Raw genomic sequence first — 26,392 nt, forward strand, 5'->3', positions numbered from 1 at the left:
TATAGTAATAATTTTTTGATGTGAAAATAAGTTGCGGAAGTATATATGATATTGATCATCTAAGTGAAGTGTTATTGGGTAACTTATTTTAAAAGAAAGTGATATACCATCGCTTAAATAATAATAAGCGATGATATCTTCATTAAGATTTTATGCTAAAAAAGAAGGGATTTTATGTTCAAATGCACTGATTGCATCTTCATGTTGTAGCGTTAAACCAATATTATCTAATCCATTTAATAAACAATGGCGTTTAAATGCATCAATTTTAAAAGGATATTGCTTATCGCCTGCAATCACAACTTCGTTAACCAGATCGATAGTAAATTCGATTCCCTCATTGGCTTCAACAATTTTGAAGAGTTCATCAATGTCTTCTTCTGACAGATTCACTAACAATAGTTGATTGTTAAACGAGTTGTTATAAAAAATATCGGCAAAACTCGAACCAATAATCGTTTTAAAACCATAATCAGTTAATGCCCATGGAGCGTGTTCACGAGAAGATCCACAACCAAAGTTTTCACGAGCTAATAAAATACTCGCCCCCTTATAACGAGGTTTATTTAACACAAATTCTGGATTTGGTTGTTTACCGGCATCATCTAAAAATCGCCATTCATGAAAAGCATGTTTACCAAATCCAGTGCGAGTTACTTTTTGTAAAAACTGTTTTGGAATAATCGCATCGGTATCAACATTAGCCGCATCTAAAGGAACGACTAGTCCTGTGTGTGTTGTAAATTTTGCCATGACCGTCTCCTTAAAATGGTTTGCGAATATCTGTAAAATAGCCAGTGATTGCTGCTGCGGCTGCCATAGCAGGACTGACTAAATGCGTTCTGGCGTCTCGACCTTGTCGCCCTTCAAAATTACGATTACTGGTCGATGCACAGCGATCCCCCGGTGCTAATTTATCATCATTCATGGCTAAACACATTGAACACCCAGGTAGACGCCACTCAAAACCCGCATCGATAAAGATCTTATCTAAACCTTCGGCTTCAGCTTGTTGCTTCACAGGCCCAGAACCAGGCACCACTAAAGCTTGCACGCCGTTAGCGACTTTACGTCCTTGAGCAATTTTTGCCGCGGCACGGAGATCTTCAATTCGAGAATTAGTACAGGATCCAATAAAGACTTTATTAATCTTGATATCACTCATTTTTGTTCCTGCGGTTAATCCCATATAGGTTAATGCACGCTGAGCAGACTGTTTTTCAATGGGATCAGCAAAATCATTTGGATTTGGCACAGTGGCATCAATGGATGTGACCTGTCCGGGATTAGTTCCCCATGTGACTTGTGGGGCAATATCTTTGGCTTCAAGAGTAACAACATGATCAAAATGTGCACCGTCATCGGTTTTTAAGGTTTTCCAATAATCTACTGCTTTGTCAAAATCGTCCCCTTTTGGTGAAAATTGGCGACCTTTTAAGTATGCAAAGGTGACTTCATCCGGTGCTACCAGACCAGCCTTAGCTCCCATTTCAATTGCCATATTACATAGAGTCATACGGCCTTCCATTGATAAGGCTTTAATGGCTTCACCGCAAAACTCAACGACATGTCCTGTGCCACCAGCACTGGTTGTCTTACCGATAATGGCTAAAATAATGTCTTTAGCGGTAATGCCGTCGGCAACCTGACCTTTCACTTCAATTTTCATGGTCTTAGCACGACCTTGTTTTAAGGTTTGCGTTGCTAAAACATGTTCAACTTCTGATGTGCCGATACCAAAAGCGAGTGCGCCAAATGCGCCATGTGTTGCGGTATGTGAATCCCCACAAACTATTGTCATACCAGGTAATGTCATCCCTTGTTCTGGGCCGACAACATGGACGATACCTCGCAATGGACTGTGTAGCCCGTAAAGTGAAACGCCAAATTCTTCAGCATTTTTTGCAAGTTCGGTTAATTGAATTTGTGCCATTTCGCTACATGCATTTAAATCATTACTTTTGGTTGAGGTATTATGATCCATCGTTGCAAAGGTTTTATGGGGTTGTCTCACTTTTCGATTCATCGCCCGTAAACCATCAAAAGCTTGAGGTGAGGTCACTTCATGAACTAAGTGACGGTCGATATATAAAATAGGTGTTTCATTTGGCGCTTCATATACAACATGCGCATCATATAATTTTTGATACAATGTTTTTGGAGTTGTTGACATTGCTTTATTCCTTTATTGTTATCCTGAAGATTAACCGAATTTTTTCAACTTAAGCATAATAAATGTTGTTAGATAAAATGGCAGATAGCATCGCCCATTTCATCGGTTGAAACATACTGACCACTTCGAGCTAAATCAATTGTTCTGATGCCTTGTTCCAGCGCTCGATTAACTGCATTTTCGATTGCTTTAGCAATATCATCACGTTTTAAGCTATAACGGACTAATAATGCTAAAGAAAGTATTTGGGCGGCTGGATTGGCAATATTTTTTCCTGCTATATCGGGTGCACTACCGCCAGCGGGTTCATATAACCCAAAACCTTGCTCATTTAGACTTGCAGAAGGTAGCATTCCCATTGAACCGGTTATCATGGCACATTCATCCGATAAAATGTCGCCAAATAGGTTTGAACATAAAATCACATCAAATTGTGAAGGGTCTTTCACCAGTTGCATAGTGGCATTATCAATATACATATGTTCAAGCGTGACATCGGGATAACCTTTAGCGATTTCTGTGACAACTTCTCGCCATAAAATTGATGTTTGCAAAACGTTAGCTTTATCTACCGAGGTGACTTTTTTACGTCGAATTTTAGCTGCTTCAAAAGCCATTTTTGCGATACGTTCAATTTCAAATCGATGATAAACTTCGGTATCATAAGCCTTTTCTTGTGCACCTGTGCCTTCACGTCCTTTTGGTAAACCAAAATAGATACCGCCAGTTAATTCACGCATACATAAAATATCAAAGCCACGTTTTGCAATGTCTTCACGTAAAGGACAAAGTTCTTCTAAACCTTGATAAAGACTTGCTGGGCGCATATTAGCAAATAATTTAAAATGTTTTCGTAGCGGTAATAATGCACCACGTTCTGGTTGTTGATCTGGCGGTAAATGTGTCCATTTAGGGCCACCAACAGAACCAAACAAAATGGCATCGGCTTTTTCACAACCTTCCAACGTGTCATTAGGTAGTGGACATCCATGAATATCAATCGCTGCACCACCAACATCATATTCACTAGTCGTAATAGAAAGTTGATATTTTTGACGGATAATATTAAGCACTTTGTAGGCTTGTTTCATCACTTCTGGCCCAATTCCATCCCCGGGTAATACTGCAATATGGTAATTTTGTGACATGTTCTTATTCCTTAACAATCTAATTTAAATTGGTTATTTTGTTCACAATAAACAAAATGAGATTCGTTATTACGCATGATGTAATTTTTGTTTTTCCTCGGCAACTTGGTTTGCTCGATAAACATTATTCAAGACATTTATCAATGCTAAAGCTGACGAATGCACAATATCGGTAGCTAGCCCAACGCCGTGAAATTTTCGACCTTTATATTCAGCAACAATATCAACCTGACCTAGCGCATTTTCGCCTTGACCTTTTGATGCCAATTGATATTTAACAATTGAAATAGGTTCGCCAGTAATACGATTTATTGCTTGATAAACGGCATCGACCGGACCATTGCCAGTTGCTGCATCAGAGAATTTTTGGTCACCAATAATTAAGCTCACTGATGCGGTCGAAACGACCGTTGAACCTGATTGAACATTAAAGTAATCTAATTTGTAATGATCTTGTTCATCTTTTAATTGGTTAATAAATATTAATGCTTCAAGATCATAATCAAAAACTTGTCCTTTTTTGTCTGCCAATTCAAGAAAAGCTTCATAAACTTGATCTAAATTATAGTCTGTATCATGGTAGCCTAATTCTTCTAATCGATGTTTAACGGCTGCACGCCCTGATCGTGAGGTAAGATTTAATTGAACTTGATTTAACCCAATTGATTCGGGGGTCATGATTTCGTAGGTTTCTCGGTTTTTTAGAATACCATCTTGATGAATACCGGATGAGTGCGCAAAAGCATTACTGCCAATAACGGCTTTATTCGCCGGTATTGGCATATTGGTAATTTGACTGACAATTTGACTGGTACGATAAATTTCTTGATGATTGATATTAGTATGAACATTTAGGATATTTTGACGAACTTTGATCGCCATAATCACTTCTTCTAAAGCGGTGTTTCCTGCTCGTTCACCTAAACCATTCATCGCCCCTTCAATTTGCCGAGCACCTTCTTGAATTGCGCTAATCGAGTTAGCCACCGACATACCCAAGTCATCATGACAATGAACAGAGATAATCGCTTTATCAATGTTCGGGACACGTTCAAATAAGGTACGAATAATGCCACCAAATTGATAAGGAACAGTATAACCGACAGTATCTGGGATATTGATCGTCGTTGCCCCGGCTTTAATTGCCGCTTCAACGATCCGACATAAGTTATCAATTGGGGTACGACCTGCATCTTCACAAGAAAACTCCACATCATTAGTATAATTACGTGCACGCTTAATGCAGTGCACAGCCCTGTCAACGACATCATCAAATGTCATTTTTAATTTATCTTGTACATGTAACGTCGATGTTGCCATAAACGTATGAATGCGAAACTGATCCGCAACTTTCAATGCTTCAGCTGCAACATCAATATCCTTATCAATACAGCGTGATAGCGCACAAACCCGGCTATCTTTGATGGTTTTTGCAATGGTTTGTACCGATTCAAAATCACCGGGAGATGAAACAGGAAAACCAACCTCCATAACATCAACTCGCATTCGTTCTAAAGCTAATGCAATTTGCAATTTTTCTTTTACACTTAGACTTGCTTGTAATGCCTGTTCGCCATCACGTAATGTTGTATCAAAAATAATGACTTGGTTGCTCATTGTTTTTTCCTTTTCTTATTTAGCGCTATCTCGGTGTTTAGCGTTATAAAACAAAAAACCCGCACTTTAGCGCGGGTTCTTGTTAATTTGTCGAGTATTTTATATTTAAAACTTTTACTCCAAACACAAGCTATCCGCGCAAGATGATGCGAGGAGGAGGCTGAGGTTGTAAGTTAAAAAGTTAATAAACATAAAAATCTCTAAATTCAACAGTTATACAAAATAAATTGATGTTATTTTTACCAAATGATGATGAATGTGTCAACGATTATTTGTCAATGAACAAAAATTACTCTAAACTAAGCGTGTCTATACCTCATTCTAACTACTATTTTCGGTTAATTTTCAAAGTTCGTCCTATCAAAATAATATATTGAGCGTCTTATCATTCTGGTTATACTATTTCTTATGGTATTAATTATTTAAATCATTAATTAAGGACATTAAAATGAACATAGTTGAAATTTCAGAAAAACGTTATACCACAAAACATTATGATCCAACTAAAAAAATTCCGGCTGAGGTGATTGAACAACTTTTAACGGTATTAAGAAACAGTCCATCTTCGGTTAACTCTCAACCCTGGCATTTTTATGTTATTGATAATGAAGCGGCTAAAAATAAAATTTTGCCGGCAATAGCTGATTTTAATCAACCACGTGTCACCGGCTCATCACATACTATTGTTTTTTGTATTAAAACCCCATTGGATGAAGCCCATTTAGTTAATCTACTTAATCAAGAAGAGAAAGACGGCCGTTTGCCTTCGGCGGAATTAAAAGCGTCTCAAGATCAGGGCCGACGTTATTTTGTGAATTTAAATAGCAAAACACCTGAATCACAACAGTGTTGGGAAGGTAAACAAGCTTATATTGCATTAGGGCAATTGCTTTTTGCCGCTGCGGCAATTGGTGTTGATTCTACCGCAATAGAGGGTTACGATTCTGCTAAAATGGATGAAATTTTAGATCTTAAAAGCAAAGGATTGAAAAGCATTGTGGTTGCAACGTTAGGTTATCGTGCTCAAGATGATGGTAATGCGCATCGTCCAAAATCACGTCTGCCGAAAGATCAAATCTTCACCTTCTTATAATTTGATTAACATCCCACCTAGTATTAGGTGGGATGAGTAAAAAGGGTATGATATTACTTCACTGAATAATTGTTATAGTGTTTCAGATTCTCTTCCAGCGCTTGTTGTTGTTCTAAAGTAAACTCTTCATAAAAAAAGAAATAACCCATATGTTTCTGTATAAGAAACACATAACCTTTTGGTGTTTTCTCGATTTTGAAAAATTCAGCATAGTTAATATTAAAATAATTTTCTACTCTTTTTTCGCTACTGGTTATTAGATGATCATTATAAAAGATACAGGTCATACTGCCAAAGCGTTCATTCAATGTTATAACCTGCTTTTTTGATTGTTGTTTAAAATTAACCAAAAATATGGTAAGTAATAAAATAGACAGTATGAAAATTAGTGCTGATAAAGGAGGATTTTTTGCAAATACCAACAAACTCATCAAGAAAAGAATAGTAGATGTAATAAACATCATTTTTCTTAAATTTCGATATTGATAACAAATAAACGCATATACTTGTTGATAGTCAAATCGATAATTTACCGTTGCTATTTCGGGTTGTTGGTTTTTGCTTAAATAAGGAGCCAGATAATCTTTTAGGCGCTGTAACTCATCAGGTTGAAACAGATCATAACGAAGAAATTCAAAAATAATCTTATTACTAAAAAAAAATAACCCAGTTTTAGCTTCTTGAATTTGATACAAATCTGAGTAATAGAAAGTACAGACTTCGTTTTTATCGTTATTTAGCTTCACTATTTTTTCATTATCGAAGGTGAAGGTAAAATTACGCATATTATCAGCAATTGAATCATCTAATTTTTGTGTAAACACATCATCCAAACAATATAGTAGCGCGTAATAAGTATCGACAATATATTGTCGATCAATATGGCAATTAACGGTGATGTTACTCATCCTTGCTCCTAAAATGGTCTTTATCACTCATACTGTCAATTTAATAGACTATTGATTATATATGAAACCAATTATATTGCATGTTAAAAATAAAAGAGAGTGAATAAATCTAATCAATTCGACAAATAACCCTAGACCCCATTGACAGAATCGTTACAATATACGGCATGACTTTTATAGCAAGTAAAATTAACTTGGCTATGATTAATTTAACAAACGGATGATGTTTTATGGCGCAATATGTTTATACCATGAATCGTGTTGGGAAGATTGTTCCTCCTAAACGTTATATTTTAAAAGATATCTCTTTAAGTTTTTTCCCTGGTGCCAAAATTGGTGTTCTTGGCTTAAATGGGGCAGGTAAATCGACATTACTACGAATTATGGCTGGAGTGGATACCGAAATTGAAGGTGAAGCTCGTCCACAGCCGGACATAAAAATAGGTTATTTACCGCAAGAACCTAAACTTGATCCTAAGCAAACTGTACGTGAAGCAATTGAACAAGCTGTTGGTGATGCCAAAAAAGCATTGGCTCGTTTAGATGAAGTTTATGCGGCTTATGCTGATCCAGATGCCGATTTTGACAAATTAGCCAAAGAACAAGCTGAACTTGAAGCCATTATACAATCGCAAGATGCGCATAATCTGGATAATCAATTAGAACGAGCTGCCGATGCGCTACGCTTGCCTGATTGGGATGCAAAAATCGAAAATTTATCGGGTGGTGAACGCCGTCGAGTGGCGATTTGTCAGTTATTGCTGGAAAAACCGGACATGTTATTAATTGACGAACCGACTAACCATTTAGATGCTGAATCTGTCGCATGGTTAGAACGCTTTTTACATGACTATGAAGGCACTGTTGTCGCTGTAACCCATGACCGTTACTTCTTAGACAATGTTGCTGGTTGGATTTTAGAGCTAGACCGTGGTGAAGGTATTCCATGGGAGGGTAATTACTCATCTTGGCTTGAACAGAAAGATCAGCGATTAGCGCAAGAAGCGGCAACCGAATCAGCTCGCCGTAAATCGATTGAAAAAGAGCTTGAATGGGTGCGTCAAAATCCAAAAGGTCGCCAAGCAAAAAGCAAGGCTCGTTTAGCGCGTTTTGAAGAATTAAACAGCAATGATTACCAAAAACGTAATGAAACTAACGAACTCTTTATTCCGCCTGGGCAACGTTTAGGTGATAAAGTCATCGAAGTGCAAAACTTGACTAAATCTTATGGTGATCGAGTATTAATCGATAATCTTTCTTTTAGTATTCCTAAAGGGGCGATTGTTGGGATCATTGGTCCAAATGGTGCGGGTAAATCGACACTATTTAGAATGCTATCGGGCAAAGAGCAACCCGATTCGGGTACCATTATTTTAGGCGATACAGTGCAATTAGCATCAGTGGATCAGTTCCGTGACAGTATGGATGATAAAAAGACCGTTTGGGATGAAATATCCAATGGGCAAGATATCATGCGTATTGGTAACTTTGAAATCCCAAGCCGTGCCTATGTTGGTCGCTTTAATTTTAAAGGCGTTGATCAGCAAAAACGGGTTGGTGAGTTGTCTGGTGGAGAACGAGGACGTGTCCACTTAGCCAAATTATTACAAGTCGGTGGAAACGTACTATTACTCGATGAGCCAACCAATGACCTAGATGTCGAAACACTGCGCGCGCTTGAAAATGCGTTATTAGAGTTTCCGGGCTGTGCATTAGTCATTTCGCATGACCGTTGGTTCTTAGATCGTATTGCAACTCATATTTTAGATTACCAAGACGAAGGGCATGTTGAGTTCTTTGAAGGTAACTTTACCGAATATGAAGAGTGGAAAAAACGGACTTTAGGGGCTGAAGCATTGGAGCCAAAGCGAGCTAAATATAAACGTATAGCTAAATAGTTTATTTTTATTTCCGCCGATAACTTCGGCGGAACATTGCTAGACTTAACTTGCTATAACGATTAATCGAACTTATTTGACGCTTTAATTATTTTGGAAAAAGCGTAAATCAGAAGATGAGGAATGGATTTAATCCCTTTTGATTTTGCATAATCACAAACCGCTATTGCTAAATCGGGTTTTGAACTATTTTGGATCGCCTTTTGGATAATTTTGTGAACTGGCAAATCAATGTGTTCAACAGTTTTATACGCGGCTAATTTATAAACACGACTAAAGCCATTTTTGAAAAGGAAATTCTCGATGTCTCGAGCGGGTAAAACCGTCAGATAATCATTATAATTTTTATCTTTAGGACATAACGATTTTACCGTTTCGGCATATTTATTACCTGCTATGTCGCCGTCAGTAATGACGTACCAATGAATCCCCATTTTATTGGCATAGTTAATTAATGGTTTCAAACCACATTGAGCAAATTCCAGTAATTGTACCCCCTCGGAACTGAGATGATAGCCACTTTGTTCTGCAAGTTCTCGTAGTAACCATACTTCTGTTTCACCTTCTACTAATAGCCAACAACGTGCAAAGATAGCACTTGCCCGTCGATAAAGAACATGAAATAAAATTCGGCGGTTGTCATCAATACTCAGTGAATTCGGCGCAATATATTTTGTCACTATTTGATCAGGCAGACGAATTAATCGATAAATATTTTCCAATGGAAATAATGATACGAGATCACTTGAATTCGAAGTAATAATTTTTTGAGTCGGTAAATTTTTAAGTAACCGAAATCCAATTGATAAAATAATTGGATGTAATTGGCTTTCAGGCTCTTCTAAAATTAGAATTGGTACCGCGCTTTGCGATAAAGGATTATCACCTTTGGCAATCATGATGGATCCGAAAATACCTAATAAAGCTGTTCGTAAATAGTGATTATCGAGTTCATCTAAAATATTGTTAATGCGTTCAAGTGAATTCCAATCTTCATTACGAGGACTGTTTTTATTAGCTAAATATTGATTACGATAACGTTGCTCAGGATTGACAAAATAGTATTCTAACAAAGCACGAGCCGCTTTTAAGCCTCGTTGCAATTCATCTTGGCTTAGTTGTGCTGAATGTTCACGTAATTGATTAGCAAGTTGGTTAGTGAAATATTCAGACAATGGTTGATTAGTGATCGGTAAATTGTCAGTGTTCAATACATTTTTAAGTATCATTACCGGATTAAGATTAACGAGTGTCTCAATAAATATTTTTGGATCTGAAACGGCAAATGGTTTTCTTTGATGATCAACTAAGTTGTGTTGACTAATGATATTTTCGTTGATTTTATCAGCTGTAAGTTGATAAGTAATACGTTTTAAATTATCTTGCTCTATTTGATAAGCAACCGCTTGTAGCGATTGGTAACTCTGATTGTTAAGCTCATTTTTATAAGACTCACAATAGGTGGCATTAATACTAATTTTTGTACCGTAATTTTCATACTTATCGTGATAGAAGTCAGAATCAACAAATTGATAGAATTTTCTATCCAGTGATAATAGCATTAGTGCGCTAATTAAGCTTGAACGCCCCCAGCGGTTTTCGCCAATTAAAACACTCGTTTTTGAATTTAATTTTAAAGATATTCGGCTAATACCTCTAAATCCTTCAATATCGATTTGTTCAATAAACATAGTATTTCCTTATAGTTATAGATCATATTTTTCCGTCCGTTGTCGGATTCTTTCTGCTTTTTGTTGCGTGCGACTAATTAGTTTATGCTCATCTTGTAAAATCGTTTTTAATGGTTTATTAAAATAAACTTTTAAAAATAACCAAATATCCCGCGTTGTTAATCCAATATTGCGGGATGAAAAATAAAGTCCAATCAGATCTTTATCACGCCAACGAGTTGGTACTCGCTTACGAATTTGTGCCCGATGTAAGTCAATAACCGACAATTTTATTTGTTGATGATTTTGAAACAACGGTAAATCAAGCAGAAAATGACATAGATAACAATCACGATGATTGACCCCCGCTGCATGCATATTGGCAGTCATTCTTGCCAGATACACTATTAATGAACGCTTTAAGTGATAGCTAGGCGGTGTTATCGACCATGATTGAGTGAAATCTTCTAAACTGATAGTAGGATTAAGATCATGAGTAATAATAAATGAATGACGGGTAAGAGGATTTAGGCCTTTACGTCCAAAGGCTCGTCCATCCATGGTATTGACCCCAGCTTGCTCTAAACGATGAATAGCATCCCATTCTTGTTTAGCATCTAAAACGGGCAATCTGAATGATAACAGATTTTTTAGAATCTCTTTAATTGTTGAACCACGATGAATTTTAATAAAATAAGAATGCCCATCTAGCTTAAAATTTAATGTTTTTCGCTGTTTAACCTCTCGATAGATATGGCCCGAAATCAATTCAACTTCAGTAAACGGATCTTTATTTTTCCATAGCTGATCGAACGGTGATTTAAGTTTGATTTCATTCATAATGTCTGCAACCTAAAATAATGTCTGTGGCTCGTTCAGCCAGATGATATAAATCAGCTGTTTCGCCATAGTGAATGGCGTTATTATGCCAAGATAACAATTGTTGTTTGTCTACTATGGCATGATAGACGGCTTGATTTAATTTTGATTGATCAAACGGTTCGTTAAGCACAACACCGGCATTGGCATCGTGTACATGATAAGCATAGCCTGAAATGCCAGATACAATTACTGGCATGCCTGCCGCTAATGCTTCTATTAACACCATGCCAGCAGCTTCTTGTCTTGCTGGGTGTAGCAGTAAATCGCTTGAAAATAGAAAATCTGGAATATCATCACGGCCCGAAAAAAAACGCACTTGCTGTAAAATACCAAGTTGTTTAGCTAATTTTTGGTAAGCGTCTGGTTTGTCTTGTCCTACAACTAAATAGATCACCTGTTTTTTTAACTCTTCAGGTAATGAAGCAATCGCAATTAATGAGCGATCAACACCTTTTCGTTTAAAGTCAGACCCAATTTGGACGATGACAAAAGCGTCTTGCTGGATGTGGTTTGCGTGCCTAAATTGTTGCCGTTTAATTGGCGAATCAATGTGATATTGACGATCTTTTGCAATTCCGGGGGGAAGCAATACAAATCTAGATGCTTGAGTATGGTAATATTTTTCAAAATCGCTAATTTGTTGCTTAGTTAATACCATAATTTTGGTATTATGTTGAGGATTGAATACTGAATCTTCAAATGCTAAATAGTGTTTACACCGTTTAGACAGCTTATAAAAAAAACCTTTATGTGATACTTTTTCTGCAAAACAAGTATCGCCAGCAAAATAGACATCCAATCCAGGCATTTTATTGAATCCGACTACACTATCAACAGGATTTGCATTTAAATGATCTTTCACCCAATAGTAATAATTCTGATTTCGACGATGGTTCGAAATCCCCTTTTTAGGCACTAAGATGATATCAAAATTGACAGGTTTATCGCCTTGCCAGTCCATCACATAGACACGAACTTTATGTCCACGAGCCAGACAAGCATTAGCAATCTGCAAAAAATCACGTTGCAGACCACCAAAAGGAAAATATTTATAGATACAAAAAGCGAGTTGCATGCACATTGCCTCAAGTTTGAAAGGCATATTATATACTTGTTGCTAGACAAGGTACAAAAAATAGATTTTATTGTTAGTTTTTAGCGAAAATGAAATGTCATTTTTTGTTTGCTTTAACAATTTAATTCATGATTAGTTTAATTGTTAAAATGATTAGTAAGTGATAATATTCTCAACGCAAAAAAGTACACCTAAAAAATTTATTAACAATTTAAAATAAGGAATAGAAATGGCAGTTTATCAATTCAAGCAATCAATGTTAACCCCTTGGCAGAAATCAACAATTGAAATTAATGATGATGTCGTCAAAGTTGACGAATTTAATAATCCTCTTAGTAGTAGTGCCGTAAATAATCGAGAAATTCCAACAAAAAGTATTCGCTCTGTTTCAACTACTCGTACATTTAAACTTAAAGCGGTATTAATCGCCGTAATATTGGTTTTTTTAGGAATAAAAGGAATTATCAATCTGTTTTCAGGTTTTGTGAGTTTTGAGATTTTACTGCTGCCATTTGGTGTATTTATATTATTGTGTAGTATTAGTGAAACTTTATGCATTAGTTATGACGGCAAAGAATATGATATTGATATTTCTCTTTTTGAACGTGAAACATTATCTAAAATTGTTAACGATATAAATGAACGTTTAGACACTCATTCAAAAGTTTAGACTTGAATCATTTTTAATTGAAAATTTAATGAACTAAAGCGATGTTAAATGATTTTAAATCGATAATCTCGCTTTAGTTATTTCATATTCTGGTGCCAGAACATAATAATCTTCCTATTTCTATTTTAATCTCATTCATTATTGATAATTAATACTGCTTTTTTGAGGCAATTTGAATTTACTTTCTAATCAAAAAGTGAATAGGATTTTATTTTCTAGGATTGAGTGTAACAGTAATCATCCCCAATCGCACTACCTTGAACACCAAATTGCCTTAAATTGTGGTCTACGGCATTCATTGATTGCCAATGATTTTCGCACCAATCCGGAGCGAGTAGGGTAGGTTTGCGGGCATTGGCTGAGATGCGATGATAGAGAATATTTGACGGAGTTTGCCTAATGATATCGCCAGCAATATCAACATACTGCTCTAAAGAGAGTATATCGAGCCGACCTGCACGCCATGCTTTCGCCATTATACTGCCTTCTACGATATGTAACGGGTGCAGTTTTAAACCATCTACACCACTATTTAACACGCTATCAAGCGTTATTAGATTATCTTGCTTAGTTTCCTTAGGCAGACCAATAATTAAGTGAGTACAAACTTTTATGCCAAGACGACGAGCCTTTTGCACAGTTTGATGATAGACATCAAACGTATGTCCACGATTTATATTGTGTAACGTTTTATCGTGAGCAGTTTGTAAGCCAAGCTCAAGCCAAACTTCAAAGCCTTTTGCATGATAACTGGCAAGTAAATTCAGCGCTTCATCTGGCACACAATCCGGGCGAGTACCGACACAAAGCCCGACAATATCCGCACTATTGAGTGCTTCTTCATACATATTTTTGAGTATTTCAACTTCGGCATAAGTGCTGGTATAGGCCTGAAAATAGGCAAGATAGCGCTTGGATTTTTTCATCTGATGCGCTTGTTGGGCAAGCTGCTGTGAAATCGTTTTTACTTGAATGGACTCATCAATGATCGAGGCGACATTACAAAAGGTACAACCACCAACACCGATAGTTCCGTCACGATTAGGACAGCTAAAACCACCATGTAAAGTTAGTTTATAAATTTTTTCGCCGTAACGGCGTTGCAGGTCTGAACCAAATGTATTAACGACTAAATGAAGTTGCATAATCAGCCAAAAATAAAATTTTGGCTATTTTACGAAGCAAATGAATTAAATTCAACTTGTGGCAAATTTTTTATATTCTTGTGCGCCTTTACTCATAAAAATCTATTTACAAAAAATCTTCTAATAATGTCCCAAGCCTGCAAACAGAAATTTCGAAAAAAAGCATTTTAATTTTGAATAAAAAATAGTGTTAATGATAATAAAGTGTTGTGATACAAAATTTTCATAGTCGTCAGTCAATCGAGTAAAACTTCATACAAAGTGTATATAACATTTCAGTAATAAATAAGATATGAGTTGTTATAAAAAATTTAAGTAAAGGTAATTTAATAGGATTTAAGGCATGAAATCTTTTTTTAAAATAGATGATTACAAATCAATATGTTAAAAAATTATCGCTAATTTTCTTATTACTTTAATGATAAAAATGATAGTTTGTATTGATAATTGGAATTATTAGCAATAAGATAGCACCTCCATTAGATTACAAAAATGTCAGAGGTAATTATGCAGTATATTATGCGAAAAATAGTAGTCATTTTATTCTCATCATTATTTTCTATCTCTCTATGTTATGCCGATATTACTTTACCTGCTCCTCAAACAAAAGATGGAATGAGCTTATTTGAAAGTTTAAAAAAACGGTCATCAACACCAGGTCCTGGTTTTCCTAATGGACAAATTTCGGATGAAGAACTCTCTACTGTGCTCTGGGCCGCAAGTGGTTTAAATCGAGGAACAACGGGCTGGACTGTTCCAATGGGTACGGGTAAACAACCTTATGTAAGAATTTATGTTGCAAGCGAAAAAGGAACCTTTTTGTATGAGTGGGAAGGACATTATCTAAAAGAAATAAACAATAAAGATATTCGAGCCGATGTCGGTTTACAAAATTTTGTAAAACGAGCTAATTATGTGCTGATTTTTGTTACTGATTCAGCTGCATTTAATAATATCAAAGAAGAAAAAGCTAATAATTTTGGTAATATTGCTGTAGGTGCAATGAGTCAAAACGTCTACTTAGCTTCAGCTGCTTTGGACTTAAGTGCACGTTATATACACGCCATTAAACCAGACGTTATTAGTCAAGAATTACAGTTACCTTCAGACAATAAACCAATAGGTTTGATGTTATTAGGAAAATAAGAGGTTATGGCTGTGAAAAAATATTTAACGCTAACATTGCTATTTTTTGTTAGCGTCGTTGCTTTTGTTTCTTCATCTTATGCAGTTGAAAAAAAATATGAGACATGGAATGCGATTATTGACGAAATGGATGTCATTCTTAATGATGCCTATGATCTCTATTTTATGAAAGATCCTGAAAAGGCTAAAGCTCGCGTTAATAATGCTTATTTTGGTTTTTATGAAAAACACGGTGTTGAACGCGCCGTTATGTCTTATATTTCAGGTAAGCGTGGAACCGATACTGAATATCAATTCGCAAAAATTAAGCGTTTAATGTCTGATGGTGTACCAAATAAAACTGTTCGTGCCGAAATCGATGTCATTTTAAAAATGCTCCATGAAGATGCTAACGAATTAGACGGTAAAAAAGAGAGTGGTTGGAGTGTACTATTAGCTTCCTTTATCATCATCTTTAGGGAAGGATTAGAAGCAATATTAGTGATTGCTGCTATCTCTGCCTATTTAGTGCGTTCTGGAAATATCCGTATGGTAAAAGTGGTCTATATGAGTTCACTTTTTGCCGTTTTTGCTAGTGTTCTTGCTGCAATAGCACTTAATTCTATTGTCAATCTTAGCGGTGCTAATCAAGAGATTATTGAAGGTGTCGCAATGTTAACCGCGACAATCGTCTTATTTTTCATTAGTAACTGGATGTTCTCAAAAGCTGAAGCAGAAGCCTGGAAAAATTATGTAGAAGATAAGGTCAAAAGTGCTATATCTTCAGGTAGTAGTATTGCGCTGGGATTTGCTGCCTTTTTAGCAGTTTTCCGCGAAGGGGCTGAAACAATCTTATTCTATCAAGCTATGTTGAGCGAAAGTAAAGAACACATGGACATGGTTTGGTATGGGCTAGCACTTGGAACGCTAGTATTAGCAGTTATCTTCATTATCATTCGTTTTGGAACAATGAGACTGCCTCTCAAACCATTTTTTATTGGCACAAGTATCTTAATGTATATCATGGCTATTGCTTTTGCCGGTGGTGGAGTCAAGGAGTTACAAGAAGCTGATATTATTCAGGTAACACCTGTTGATTATGTTCACTCAATTGAAGTGCTGGGAATATATCCAACTGCTGAAACATTAGCTCCACAATTATTTATGGTGATGCTTGTTGCATTGTCCATTTTGTACTACAAAACAAATTATAATAAAAAACGGAAAAAACATTAAACAAGCAAGTATTGGTAGCGATAGCAATTTAGTTTATTTGTAATAAAAAGTAGTTAAAAAATTAGAGGAGTTTTCAATGAAAAAAGTATTATTAACCGCAGGGATTTCATCAATACTGGCATTATCTTCGATTGCTTATGCTGCAGCACCAGCTCCAGGTGAGCAAAAAGGTTTTGAAGAATTTCCAATTGGTGATGAAGTGACAGTAGGGCCTTTGCACATTGGCGCAGTTTATTTCCAACCAGTAGATATGGAACCCGCTGGAATGGGGGGACTTCCAGCTTCAAAATCTGATATGCATCTAGAAGCAGATATTTCGGCCGCTGAAGGAAATAAATTAGGCTATGGCGTGGGTGATTTCATTCCTTATTTAACGGTTAAATATAAAATTCAGAAACAAGGTAGCGATAAAACAATTGAAGGCAATTTTATGCCGATGAATGCTTCTGATGGTCCTCACTATGGTAATAACGTTAAACTTGATGGTGCTGGCAAATATAAAGTAACCTTCACTATCGAAAATCCTGAAAAACAAGGCTATTTATTACATGTAGATAAAGAAACCGGTGTTGAAGGCCGTTTTTGGAGTAAACCAATTGAAGTTTCTTGGGACTTTGATTACATCCCACGAGCTTGGTAATTTTCATTTAACCAAATCGAAATAATGAGTAATAAAGTACTAGATTATTGACGAGTTTAACGCTCGTCAATAATAAATAGCAATAATTAGGCAATCATTATGCTGCAATACCTGATCAACATCACCGATAATACTTTTGTTCCTGCAATTATGATAGCGTTAGTTTGTGCGCTAATTTATAAATTCAATACCCTTCATATAAAAACATTTATCGTTGTTGGTAGTATTTCGGGATTTATTGCTGCATTATCCTATGCCATTTTGAAACGTAACACAGGTTTTGCTGTTCGTGAGTATTACGATCTTGGTATCATTATTTTTTGGGTAGTTATTACTCTTCCATTGTTAATCATCATCCTTATTCGAATGCGTTCATCAAGACCAATTTATCAGCACCTATTTATAGGATTATCTGTATTTGCTATTGGTTTAATTACTGCTCAGTGTCTACCAAATTTAATACTTTTTCCTTTTGAATTCGATGTTGGAATGGAATCTATTTTTAATAATGATTATCTGTTCAAATGGATTGGTTATGGATTTGCACTATTGTTAGTTGTTTTTATTGGTCGGTTTACTTATCGAATATGTGGTCGTTTACCGACTAAATTTGTTATTGTTATTGCCTATTTATCTATTGTGATCTACACGATTGCAAACAGCATTAATTTACTTCAAATTTTAATTGTCCGACGTCTTATCTCCACACAAAAATGGATGATGGATTTAGTTATTTTTATTCTGGCACATGTCAATTTATTTACATTTATTTTTATGGCAATTGTGCTGTTAATCACGATTGTTTTATATATAAAATCTAAAACAACTTCTTTAGTCGGGAGTAATCCGGCTCAAATCCGCAAAATCAAAGCACAGCTACGCACAGATAGAAGAACCTCGTTACTACTTATGGCTGGCATAGCAATGACCGCTTATACCGTTACACGTGCGCGTTATATCTTTGAAAAAGGGGTGGAGTTAACGCCAGCTGAGCCTGTTTCTGCAAATAAAGAGGGGTTAATTGTTATTCCTCTTACTCAAGTCAATGATGGTAATTTACATCGATATGGCTTTCAAGCATCCGACGGTACGTTAATTCGTTTTATCGTTATCAAGAAAAGTGAGAATGCTTATGGCGTCGGGTTTGATGCATGTGATATTTGTGGAGCAAGTGGCTATTATCAGCGTGGCAATCAAGTGGTTTGTATTTTATGTGATGTGGTTATGAATATTGCCACTATCGGATTTTCAGGTGGCTGTAATCCAGTTCCACTTAAATATGAGATTATTGACGGAAATATGGTGATTCGCACCGCTCACCTTGAAGCAGAAAAAACTCGCTTTAAGTAGAAGTTTTTCCAAAGGAAGAAGATATGTTTCACAGAATGTTACTAAGTGTATTAGTTCGTCAAAAAAAGAAGCTGTTTTTGATAGCATTAACCGTTGCTTTAGGGGTATCGTTAGCAACCGCCATGTTAAATGTAATGTTTGACGTGGGAGATAAAGTGAATCAAGAACTCAAAGCTTATGGCGCTAATTTAAACATCGTGCCGCGTAGTACGGCTTTAGTCAGTGAACTGTATCAAATTGAAAATGCTGAAAATCAAGCCTCTATTCAATATATTAAGCAAGATGATTTAGTCAAAATTAAAATGATCTTCTGGGCATATAATATTGTTGATTTTACCCCGTATTTAACCACACAAGCAACCTTTAATGGTAAGCCAATTACGCTTGTTGGAACATGGTTTAATAAGCATCTTAACATTCCAACGGGTGATGAAGTGGACACGGGGATGTTAGCGATGAAGTCATGGTGGACAATTGAAGGAAGCCCCATGCAAGATGATAACTTGCATGGTGTAATGGTTGGCGAGACAGTCGCTAAACAGTGGAATTTAAAAATCGGTGATACGATTGAACTGATTTCGCCGCAAACTAAAAATACGATTACATTAACCATCAATAATATTTTTCATAGTGGTGGAGTTGAGGATTCTCAACTTTATGTTTCCCTTCCTGTTGCGCAAAACTTAGCAAATAAAAATGGTCTTGTTGAACGGATCGAAGTGAGTGCGCTAACGACGCCTGAAAATGAATTGGCCCGAAAAGCAGCGCAAGATCCTAATAGCTTATCAAGAGCAGAATGGGATACATGGTATTGTACAGCATATATTAGTTCGATTGCCTATCAAATAGAAGAGTTGATGCCAGATGTGCGAGTAAAAGCCATTATGCAAGTCGCCGAATCTGAGGGATCTATTTTACAAAAAACGCAGTTATTAATGCTTTTATTAACGGTTCTATCACTAATTTGTTCCGCGCTTGCTATTTCTAATTTAGTGACTGCTAATGTCATTGAGCGTAGTACTGAAATCGGACTTTTAAAAGCACTTGGTGCAACCAATAGAGCTGTTGCAATGTTAGTTTTAACCGAGATTTTTATTATTGCCTTGTTGGGTGGTGTTTTCGGCTATTTTATTGGTCTTGGCTTTGCACAGATTATTGGTCACACGGTATTTGGTTCATTTATTGAGCCTAAAATGCTCATCATTCCATTGGTATTCATCATGGTGAGTTTTATTACGTTTATGGGAAGTTTACCAGCATTGCGTTTTATGATGTTTTTACGCCCAACTGATGTTTTACATGGACGGTAATTGAAAGGTCAAAATCATGATTAATAAAAATCAGCGCTTTATCATTAAAACAGTATTTAGCTCTTTAATTCGTCGCCGTTCACGTATTCTTATTGCTTTACTTGGTGTGGCAATAGGGGCAACAGTTTTACTTGGTATGATAACACTTTGTTATGATATTCCTCGCCAAATGGGAAAAGAGTTTCGATCTTATGGTGCCAATATGTTATTAATGCCTGCTGATAATCAATCCATGATGACAATGGAAGATGTCTCAAAAGCGGTAAGTTTATTACCAAAAGAAAAACTACTTGGTGTTACCCCGTTTCGTTATGAATCTATTCGCAGTAATCAACAGCCTTATATTATGGTTGGTACGGACTTTGAACAAGTGATGAAAACAAGTCCTTATTGGAAAATTGAAGGCGAACTACCTAAACATTCCCATGAAATTTTAATCGGTACCGATATTGCAAACTTTACCAAATTAACCATTGGAAGCACCATACCGGTTTTAGGAAAAAACAAACAAGACTCACGCTACAACGAAGAGTTAACAATAACGGGAATTGTTAAAACCGGACGTACTGAAGATGGTTATATTTTTATTGGTTTACCGGATCTAGGGGAGTTTTTGAAGGATACTGATAAAGCGGAAGTGGTAGAAGTGAGTATTACAGCCACACAAGATGAGTTAAAACACTATATTGATAGGATAAAAGCAAACTCTTCAACGGTCGACCCTCATTTAATTAAATGGGTAACACAATCTGAATCATCCGTATTGGGTAAACTGTCTTCATTACTTTATTTAGTCACTTTTGTGGTGCTAATACTGACTATGATATGCGTTGCCACCACCATGATGACGGTAGTCATGGAGCGTCGAAAAGAAATTGGACTGAAAAAAGCAATTGGTGCAAACAATAAAAGTATCGCAAAAGAATTCTTAGCCGAAGGATTAGTCTTAGGCATTATCGGTGGGATGATAGGTGTCGTTTGTGGAGTGATATTTGCACAGGTGATAAGCACTAATGTATTTGGTCGATCTATTGTGATTGAGTTTTACCTCATCCCAACAACAATTGTTATTTCAGCTATTGTGACTGTCATTGCGTGTTTAATTCCCGTAAAACGAGCGCTTGAAGTTGAACCTGCACTCGTTTTACGTGGCGAATAGGATGTAAGTATGAATATACTCGAAGTTAATAATGTCTCTAAAATTTATGGTTCACTGCATGCATTATCGGAAGTGAACTTAACCGTCGAAGAAGGAACATGGTTATCGATAATGGGGCCGTCAGGGAGTGGTAAAACCACATTGATGAACATTATCGGTTGTATGGATAAACCTTCAATTGGATCAGTAATACTTGATGGGCAAGATATTACTCAACTCTCATTACCACAATTAACCGAAATTCGCCGAGATAAAATTGGATTAATATTTCAGCAATTTCATTTAGTCTCTTATTTAACGGCGCTCGAAAATGTCATGATAGCGCAATATTATCATAGTATGGTAGATGAAAAGGAAGCTTTGCAAGCATTAGAGCGGGTAGGGCTGGCAGCAAGAGCTAAGCATTTACCTCGCCAGTTGTCAGGCGGTGAGCAACAACGTTTATGTATTGCTCGAGCATTAATTAACTATCCGAAATTAATTTTAGCCGATGAACCAACGGGTAATCTAGATGAAAATAATGAAGCAATGGTGATGAACTTACTTCATCAGCTACACGAAGAAGGTAGTACTATTATTGTCGTAACGCATTCGGTTGATGTCTCAAAACATGCACAAACCACCGTCGTTTTAGAGCATGGTAAAGTGGCACGTGTGATTAATAATAAATAAGGCTTTAATGATATGAAAAATCGAATAATTTTATCACTATTTTTTGTGTTTCTTGGATTAATGATTATCCTATTTCCCATCTATATTTTACCTGTGTGTCCTCATCCCGATGCACTAGTCAATACCGCTCATGGCATAAACAATCAGGTTGCCAATACTGGGCATATGCATACAGGTGCCGGTAAAATTATGAAGTGTTTTTGGACTGCCCGAGCCGAATTAGGTATTGGTGCATTAATCATAGTAATTGGCACATTAATGTTACTGAGTCGGACAATTTTTGTTCGTCTTGGTTTAAGTATGGCATTAGCGTGTATTTCACTTTTGGCTATCGCTATTCCGACTATTTTAATTGGGGTATGCTCAAACGAGATGATGCGATGTAATATGGGCGCAAAACCTGCTCTAGTTCTGTTATCTGGTATTTTATTTGTTGTATCGATACTTAATTCACTCTATTTAAATAAACTCGTTAAAAAAAATTAAGTATGAATTAATAAAATCATTAAAAAAATATTAGATAGATGGACATAAAACATGCAAGAAACTCCTATAACTATTGCCAATCTAGCATGGCGAAATATACAACGTAGACCTTTTCGTAGCTGCTGTCTGATTATTATTATCATGCTATTTTCTGCGACACTGTTCGGTGGTAGTGTATTAATGAAAAACCTGAGTTTAGGGATTTCAGGTATGGCGGATCGTTTAGGAGCAGATATCCTGATAGTCCCTTATGGTTATGAAAAAAATCTTGAAGTAGCATTATTGCGTGGTGAACCGAGTAGTTTCTATTTGAAAGTTGATTTAATGGATAAAATCAAAAATATTAAAGGGATACAATCTATTTCACCGCAACTTTTTATCGCTTCGTTAAACGCTGGATGTTGTAGTTCTAAAGTGCAATTAATTGGCTTTGATCAACATAGCGATTTTGTCATTAAACCATGGTTACAATCACAGTTAACTAATCCATTAAACGATAATGAAGTTGTGGTTGGCGCAAAAATTACATCAAATATTGGGGATGAAATTATGTTTTTTAATCATCCCTATAAAGTGGCAGCAAAAATGGATTCAACAGGTATGGGGTTTGACACCTCTGTATTTATGACCATGTCAGCGGCACAATCTTTAATGAAAGAAGCAAAATTAATTGAAGGCGATGTCGATCATTTTGCCAATTATGCCTCGTCGATTTTTATCAAGGTTGATCCCGATTCTCAACCTAAAGATATCGTCAATCAAATCATGCCGAAATATGCTATAGATTACAATATCGACTTTGTTATGACTAAAGGTATGTTAAGCAATATAGCTAAATATTTAAACAGCTTTTCGACCATTGTGTATAGTTTATCTGCTACTTTCTGGATACTGGCTATTGCGGTGATCTTTATCATTTTTTCTTCGACATTAAATGAGCGTAAACGAGAAATTGGACTACTTCGTATTTTAGGCGCCTCACGTCGTGATATTGTCAGCATGTTACTACGTGAATCATTAATTATTAGTGCATTAGGCGCTATTGCCGGAATCATCATCTCTGGCGTGTTGTTATATGCATTTAGCTTATTGATTTGCCAATCAATTGGTTTACCGTGTATGAGCATTTCACTGTTAGATGCAGTAATCTATGCCACAATAGTGTTTATTCTTACTTTAATTATTGGGCCTCTTTCATGTATCTACTCAGCATTATCCATAACTAAATTTGATACTTATCGCACATTAAGAGAGGGTGAATAATGTTGTTGGAGATTAAAAATTTACGCAAGGATTATCAACGAGGTAAGCAAATTTTCTCGGCAGTGAATAACGTAAGTTTCACAATGAATAAAGATGAATTTGTTTGCATAATGGGAAAATCAGGCAGTGGTAAGACCACCTTACTTAATATGATTGCTGGTTTACTTACGCCAACTCAAGGTAAAATCATACTTAATAATACCAATTTATTTGAGCTTGATGATCAGCAAGTGTCTGCGTTTCGTAATCAACAGATTGGTTACATTCCACAAGGTAGCAGTTTGTTGCCAAATTTAACGGCATTAGAAAATATTCGCTTACCTTTCTATCTAACCAAACGCCAAAATCAACACTGTTTAAGTTATGCTCAAAGCCTACTTGAAAAGGCGAAGGTCAGTTATCTCCAAGATGCCTATCCTGCTAATATGTCAGGCGGTGAAATGCGACGTATTGCTATTTTACGTTCACTGATTTGTCAGCCAAAACTTATTATTGCTGACGAACCGACAAGCGATCTGGATGAAGAAAGTGCTGCTGACATTATGCAACTTTTATCCGATATACATCATCAAGGTACTGCACTATTAATTGTCACACATGATAATGATGTGGCAAGTTATAGCCAAAAAATTATGAAAATGTCAGCGGGTCGATTGACCAACGAAGAAAAATAAGTCAGTGTGTTACTTAAGTGAACGCTGACTTATGAGATCAAAAGTGGATTATATCCCATTGTTATCATGATTTTATTCAATTTTAACAAGGGTAAACCCACTAACGAATTGATATCCTCACCCTCTAATTTATCAAATAAAGTAATGCCGAGCTCATCACATTTGAAACTACCAGCACACTGTAATGGCATCTCTTTTAAAATATATGCGTCAATTTCAGCATCGGTTAACTGGCGAAAAGTGACTTTAAAAGGTTCACAAATTGTGGTTGATAGTCCATTGACGGTATTGATAACGGTCATACCAGTATAAAAATAAAACGCTTTACCACTGCTATTTCTTAATTGCTTACGAGCATTTTCGACAGTATGGGGTTTACAAACAATCTGATCATCTAAAACGCCAACTTGATCAGAACCAATAATTAAGCTATTTGGATATTGAGCCACTAATGATTGAGCTTTAAGCGTTGCTAAACGCACAACTAACTGTTTTGCAGATTCTCCAGGAAGTGGAGTTTCGTCACAAATAGGTGCTACGCACTCAAATGGAATGGCTAATTTTTCCAGTACTTTTTTTCGAGAAAGTGATGTTGATGCTAATATGATTTTCATGTCAATTTATCTTCTAAAATCCAAGCTAAAGGATAAGCATTAAAACCGATATGACCTTAATAATCAATAATCTTAAGCGCAGTAAGTAAAGTCATATCACAATGTTGATTGCTCTTCTTTGGGCACTTTTTTATTAATTGATTAACTATAATTTTTGAAATTTTTCATGAACTGCAAGATTGGCTGAACAGTCGATAACAACAAAATCGGTTATACAATGAGTAATTCCAATTGGTTTTTATTTATCCCATATAGTAATAATAAGATTAGCATGATTGTATATTGCTTGAAAGGGTAAAGCATTATCAAGGGATCGACGTTGCTCCAACCTATTTTTTATATCAGTTTGTTGCTTGCGTTAAAGTTGGTTTAATATATACAACTATAAACAATTTTTCACCATTATAAATAAGATCAACACAATTGCACCAAACATTCAGTTTGATTAATCGTAAGTTAAAATATTAGCAAATAAATTTAAAACTAGTATGATAATTTGTAATGACTCTATTTTTTTAAATAAAAAGTTGTGTTATCAAATGTTATTTGCGAGGTATTGGTTATGTATAAAAAAATTCTTGTTCCTATTGATATTCTTGAAAATGATCTCACCCAAAAAGTGATTCCACATTTGGAATGTTTAGCCAAATTATCGAATGCGGACGTTATTTTTTTTCACGTTTTACCTATTGCATCCGCTATTGTAAATGCTTATTCATTTGGTTTTGATGAATTTAAAGATAAAGCAACGGTGCAAACTGAAAAAGCATTTCACCAGTTGCTTGATACCATTAACCTTCCACGAGAAAACTTATCGTTTTCGATAGCATTTGGTAATCCAAGAGATGAAATTCTCCATATAGCAGAAGAATTAAAACCCGATTTAATTATATTAGGATCTCGCCGTCCAAATATTACCACCCATTTATTAGGTTCCAATGCATCCGGTGTTGTTCGTGGCGCTCAAACGTCAATTTTAGTTGTTCGTTAAAGTTTACCCAATAGATACCTATAAGGAGTGAATATAAAAGCTCCTTGTAGATAGTTATCTATTTTTAGAGTGATTATCAGTGCGAAAATTATGATGATTGAAATTTTAGCAATACATGGATGCTCATTTTGATATTTCTTAAACCAACTGGTTACCCAAATTTAAATAATTACTCCTCAAAATATATTCTGCCATATATCAATAATAAAGAAAATTCATTATCTTTTTCAAATATATAAAAAAGTAAATAACAGTAAAATGAGTTGACTGCATAATGAAAACACGTATATTAATTTACGTGTTTTAGCTTATCATTATTATGTGATTTATGTAGTCATTTTACATGGATAGTCAAAAGTATTTAAATATTAAACGTGAGGTGGGAATGGATATAAAGGGGCAGTTTACCAATGGTTTATCTTCTTTTATGGAAAATTCAGCACTCAATCATTATATTCTTTCCATTGATAGTGTTGATGCCTCAGCGGAAATTTCAGTATTATCAATAGAAGGTAAAGAAGAATTAAATCAGCCATGGCGGTATACGATCAATTTTAATAGCCCTAATAAACATATCGCTATTGATTCTGTTC

The 26,392-nt window shown here is 35.8% G+C and carries 25 protein-coding genes; 15 read left to right on the forward strand and 10 right to left on the reverse strand.

The window, feature by feature from the left end; translation table 11 throughout:
- Positions 1-150: 150 nt before the first annotated feature.
- The 4 genes from leuD to leuA form a co-directional block, all read right to left on the reverse strand.
- Positions 151-753, reverse strand: a complete 603-nt coding sequence (gene leuD, locus ACKJXD_RS11000) for a 3-isopropylmalate dehydratase small subunit (protein ID WP_220215695.1) — start codon at positions 751-753, stop codon at positions 151-153.
- 10 nt (positions 754-763) lie between these two features.
- Positions 764-2,173: a 3-isopropylmalate dehydratase large subunit gene (leuC, locus tag ACKJXD_RS11005; RefSeq protein ID WP_430876304.1), complete on the reverse strand. Its 1,410-nt coding sequence runs from the start codon at positions 2,171-2,173 to the stop codon at positions 764-766.
- Positions 2,174-2,241: 68 nt separating this feature from the next.
- A complete protein-coding gene (leuB, locus tag ACKJXD_RS11010; protein WP_430876305.1) occupies positions 2,242-3,321 on the reverse strand; it encodes a 3-isopropylmalate dehydrogenase in 1,080 nt (359 codons plus the stop codon).
- Positions 3,322-3,390: 69 nt separating this feature from the next.
- Positions 3,391-4,938 carry a 2-isopropylmalate synthase gene (gene leuA, locus ACKJXD_RS11015; protein ID WP_430876306.1) on the reverse strand — a complete coding sequence of 516 codons (1,548 nt, stop codon included), beginning with the start codon at positions 4,936-4,938 and terminating at the stop codon, positions 3,391-3,393.
- Positions 4,939-5,386: 448 nt separating this feature from the next.
- Between leuA and nfsB the strand changes: the two genes are divergently transcribed.
- Complete coding sequence (gene nfsB, locus ACKJXD_RS11020) at positions 5,387-6,031, forward strand: oxygen-insensitive NAD(P)H nitroreductase (RefSeq protein ID WP_220215691.1); 645 nt, start codon at positions 5,387-5,389, stop codon at positions 6,029-6,031.
- A 53-nt stretch (positions 6,032-6,084) separates the two neighbouring features.
- Here the strand turns inward: nfsB and ACKJXD_RS11025 are convergent, their stop codons facing one another.
- Entirely contained in the window at positions 6,085-6,939 is an 855-nt protein-coding gene (locus ACKJXD_RS11025; RefSeq protein WP_430876307.1) for a hypothetical protein, read from the reverse strand.
- Between the two features lie 230 nt (positions 6,940-7,169).
- Here ACKJXD_RS11025 and ettA point away from each other — a divergent pair, with 230 nt between their 5' ends.
- A complete protein-coding gene (ettA, locus tag ACKJXD_RS11030) occupies positions 7,170-8,837 on the forward strand; it encodes an energy-dependent translational throttle protein EttA (RefSeq protein WP_430876308.1) in 1,668 nt (555 codons plus the stop codon).
- 62 nt (positions 8,838-8,899) lie between these two features.
- On the opposite strand, the gene ACKJXD_RS11035 is transcribed toward ettA, so the two are convergent.
- Genes ACKJXD_RS11035 through ACKJXD_RS11045 form a run of 3 tightly spaced genes read right to left on the reverse strand, consistent with a single transcriptional unit; the run spans position 8,900 to position 12,464 of the window.
- Positions 8,900-10,528 carry a DUF2813 domain-containing protein gene (locus tag ACKJXD_RS11035; protein ID WP_220215689.1) on the reverse strand — a complete coding sequence of 543 codons (1,629 nt, stop codon included), beginning with the start codon at positions 10,526-10,528 and terminating at the stop codon, positions 8,900-8,902.
- Positions 10,529-10,543: 15 nt separating this feature from the next.
- Positions 10,544-11,347, reverse strand: a complete 804-nt coding sequence (gene rfaP / locus ACKJXD_RS11040; protein WP_220215688.1) for a lipopolysaccharide core heptose(I) kinase RfaP — start codon at positions 11,345-11,347, stop codon at positions 10,544-10,546.
- A complete protein-coding gene (locus ACKJXD_RS11045; RefSeq protein WP_430876309.1) occupies positions 11,340-12,464 on the reverse strand; it encodes a glycosyltransferase family 4 protein in 1,125 nt (374 codons plus the stop codon). The genes rfaP and ACKJXD_RS11045 overlap by 8 nt, the downstream gene beginning before the upstream one ends.
- 229 nt (positions 12,465-12,693) lie before the next feature.
- Between ACKJXD_RS11045 and ACKJXD_RS11050 the strand changes: the two genes are divergently transcribed.
- Positions 12,694-13,134, forward strand: a complete 441-nt coding sequence (locus ACKJXD_RS11050; RefSeq protein WP_220215686.1) for a hypothetical protein — start codon at positions 12,694-12,696, stop codon at positions 13,132-13,134.
- A gap of 215 nt (positions 13,135-13,349) precedes the next feature.
- Here the strand turns inward: ACKJXD_RS11050 and ACKJXD_RS11055 are convergent, their stop codons facing one another.
- Positions 13,350-14,279 (reverse strand): TIGR01212 family radical SAM protein, encoded by a 930-nt coding sequence (locus tag ACKJXD_RS11055; RefSeq protein ID WP_430876310.1) that lies wholly within the window; start codon positions 14,277-14,279, stop codon positions 13,350-13,352.
- 519 nt (positions 14,280-14,798) lie between these two features.
- On the opposite strand from ACKJXD_RS11055, the gene ACKJXD_RS11060 reads away from it, so the two are divergent.
- The 10 genes from ACKJXD_RS11060 to ACKJXD_RS11105 all read left to right on the forward strand — a co-directional run bounded on the left by ACKJXD_RS11060 (position 14,799) and on the right by ACKJXD_RS11105 (position 24,194).
- Positions 14,799-15,425 carry a nitroreductase family protein gene (locus ACKJXD_RS11060; RefSeq protein ID WP_294826923.1) on the forward strand — a complete coding sequence of 209 codons (627 nt, stop codon included), beginning with the start codon at positions 14,799-14,801 and terminating at the stop codon, positions 15,423-15,425.
- Positions 15,426-15,431: 6 nt separating this feature from the next.
- Positions 15,432-16,640 (forward strand): FTR1 family iron permease, encoded by a 1,209-nt coding sequence (locus ACKJXD_RS11065; RefSeq protein ID WP_430876311.1) that lies wholly within the window; start codon positions 15,432-15,434, stop codon positions 16,638-16,640.
- Between the two features lie 76 nt (positions 16,641-16,716).
- Positions 16,717-17,280, forward strand: coding sequence for an iron transporter (locus ACKJXD_RS11070; protein WP_430876312.1), 564 nt, complete (start codon positions 16,717-16,719; stop codon positions 17,278-17,280).
- A 99-nt stretch (positions 17,281-17,379) separates the two neighbouring features.
- Positions 17,380-18,630, forward strand: a complete 1,251-nt coding sequence (locus tag ACKJXD_RS11075) for a Fe-S-containing protein (RefSeq protein ID WP_430876313.1) — start codon at positions 17,380-17,382, stop codon at positions 18,628-18,630.
- 23 nt (positions 18,631-18,653) lie between these two features.
- Positions 18,654-19,940, forward strand: a complete 1,287-nt coding sequence (locus tag ACKJXD_RS11080; protein WP_430876314.1) for an ABC transporter permease — start codon at positions 18,654-18,656, stop codon at positions 19,938-19,940.
- Positions 19,941-19,956: 16 nt separating this feature from the next.
- On the forward strand, positions 19,957-21,099 hold the full coding sequence (locus ACKJXD_RS11085; protein ID WP_430876315.1) for an ABC transporter permease: 1,143 nt from the start codon (positions 19,957-19,959) through the stop codon (positions 21,097-21,099).
- Positions 21,100-21,108: 9 nt separating this feature from the next.
- A complete protein-coding gene (locus tag ACKJXD_RS11090) occupies positions 21,109-21,771 on the forward strand; it encodes an ABC transporter ATP-binding protein (protein ID WP_294826940.1) in 663 nt (220 codons plus the stop codon).
- 12 nt (positions 21,772-21,783) lie between these two features.
- Positions 21,784-22,257 carry a DUF4418 family protein gene (locus tag ACKJXD_RS11095; protein WP_294826943.1) on the forward strand — a complete coding sequence of 158 codons (474 nt, stop codon included), beginning with the start codon at positions 21,784-21,786 and terminating at the stop codon, positions 22,255-22,257.
- Positions 22,258-22,308: 51 nt separating this feature from the next.
- Complete coding sequence (locus ACKJXD_RS11100) at positions 22,309-23,520, forward strand: ABC transporter permease (protein ID WP_430876316.1); 1,212 nt, start codon at positions 22,309-22,311, stop codon at positions 23,518-23,520.
- Positions 23,520-24,194, forward strand: a complete 675-nt coding sequence (locus ACKJXD_RS11105) for an ABC transporter ATP-binding protein (RefSeq protein WP_430876317.1) — start codon at positions 23,520-23,522, stop codon at positions 24,192-24,194. Before ACKJXD_RS11100 ends, ACKJXD_RS11105 begins: the two co-directional genes overlap by 1 nt.
- Positions 24,195-24,223: 29 nt before the next feature.
- On the opposite strand, the gene ACKJXD_RS11110 is transcribed toward ACKJXD_RS11105, so the two are convergent.
- Positions 24,224-24,808 carry a Maf family protein gene (locus ACKJXD_RS11110; RefSeq protein ID WP_430876318.1) on the reverse strand — a complete coding sequence of 195 codons (585 nt, stop codon included), beginning with the start codon at positions 24,806-24,808 and terminating at the stop codon, positions 24,224-24,226.
- A 562-nt stretch (positions 24,809-25,370) separates the two neighbouring features.
- On the opposite strand from ACKJXD_RS11110, the gene ACKJXD_RS11115 reads away from it, so the two are divergent.
- Both ACKJXD_RS11115 and ACKJXD_RS11120 read left to right on the forward strand, forming a co-directional pair.
- The gene (locus ACKJXD_RS11115) at positions 25,371-25,799 is read left to right on the forward strand and encodes a universal stress protein (RefSeq protein ID WP_430876319.1); all 429 of its coding nucleotides are present in this window, start codon (positions 25,371-25,373) and stop codon (positions 25,797-25,799) included.
- A 343-nt stretch (positions 25,800-26,142) separates the two neighbouring features.
- Positions 26,143-26,392, forward strand: a 250-nt coding sequence (locus tag ACKJXD_RS11120; protein ID WP_430876320.1) for a hypothetical protein, incomplete at its 3' end; no start/stop codon positions are given.

It is taken from the genome of Gilliamella sp. G0441 (genome assembly GCF_050589305.1).
Classification (GTDB): domain Bacteria; phylum Pseudomonadota; class Gammaproteobacteria; order Enterobacterales; family Orbaceae; genus Gilliamella.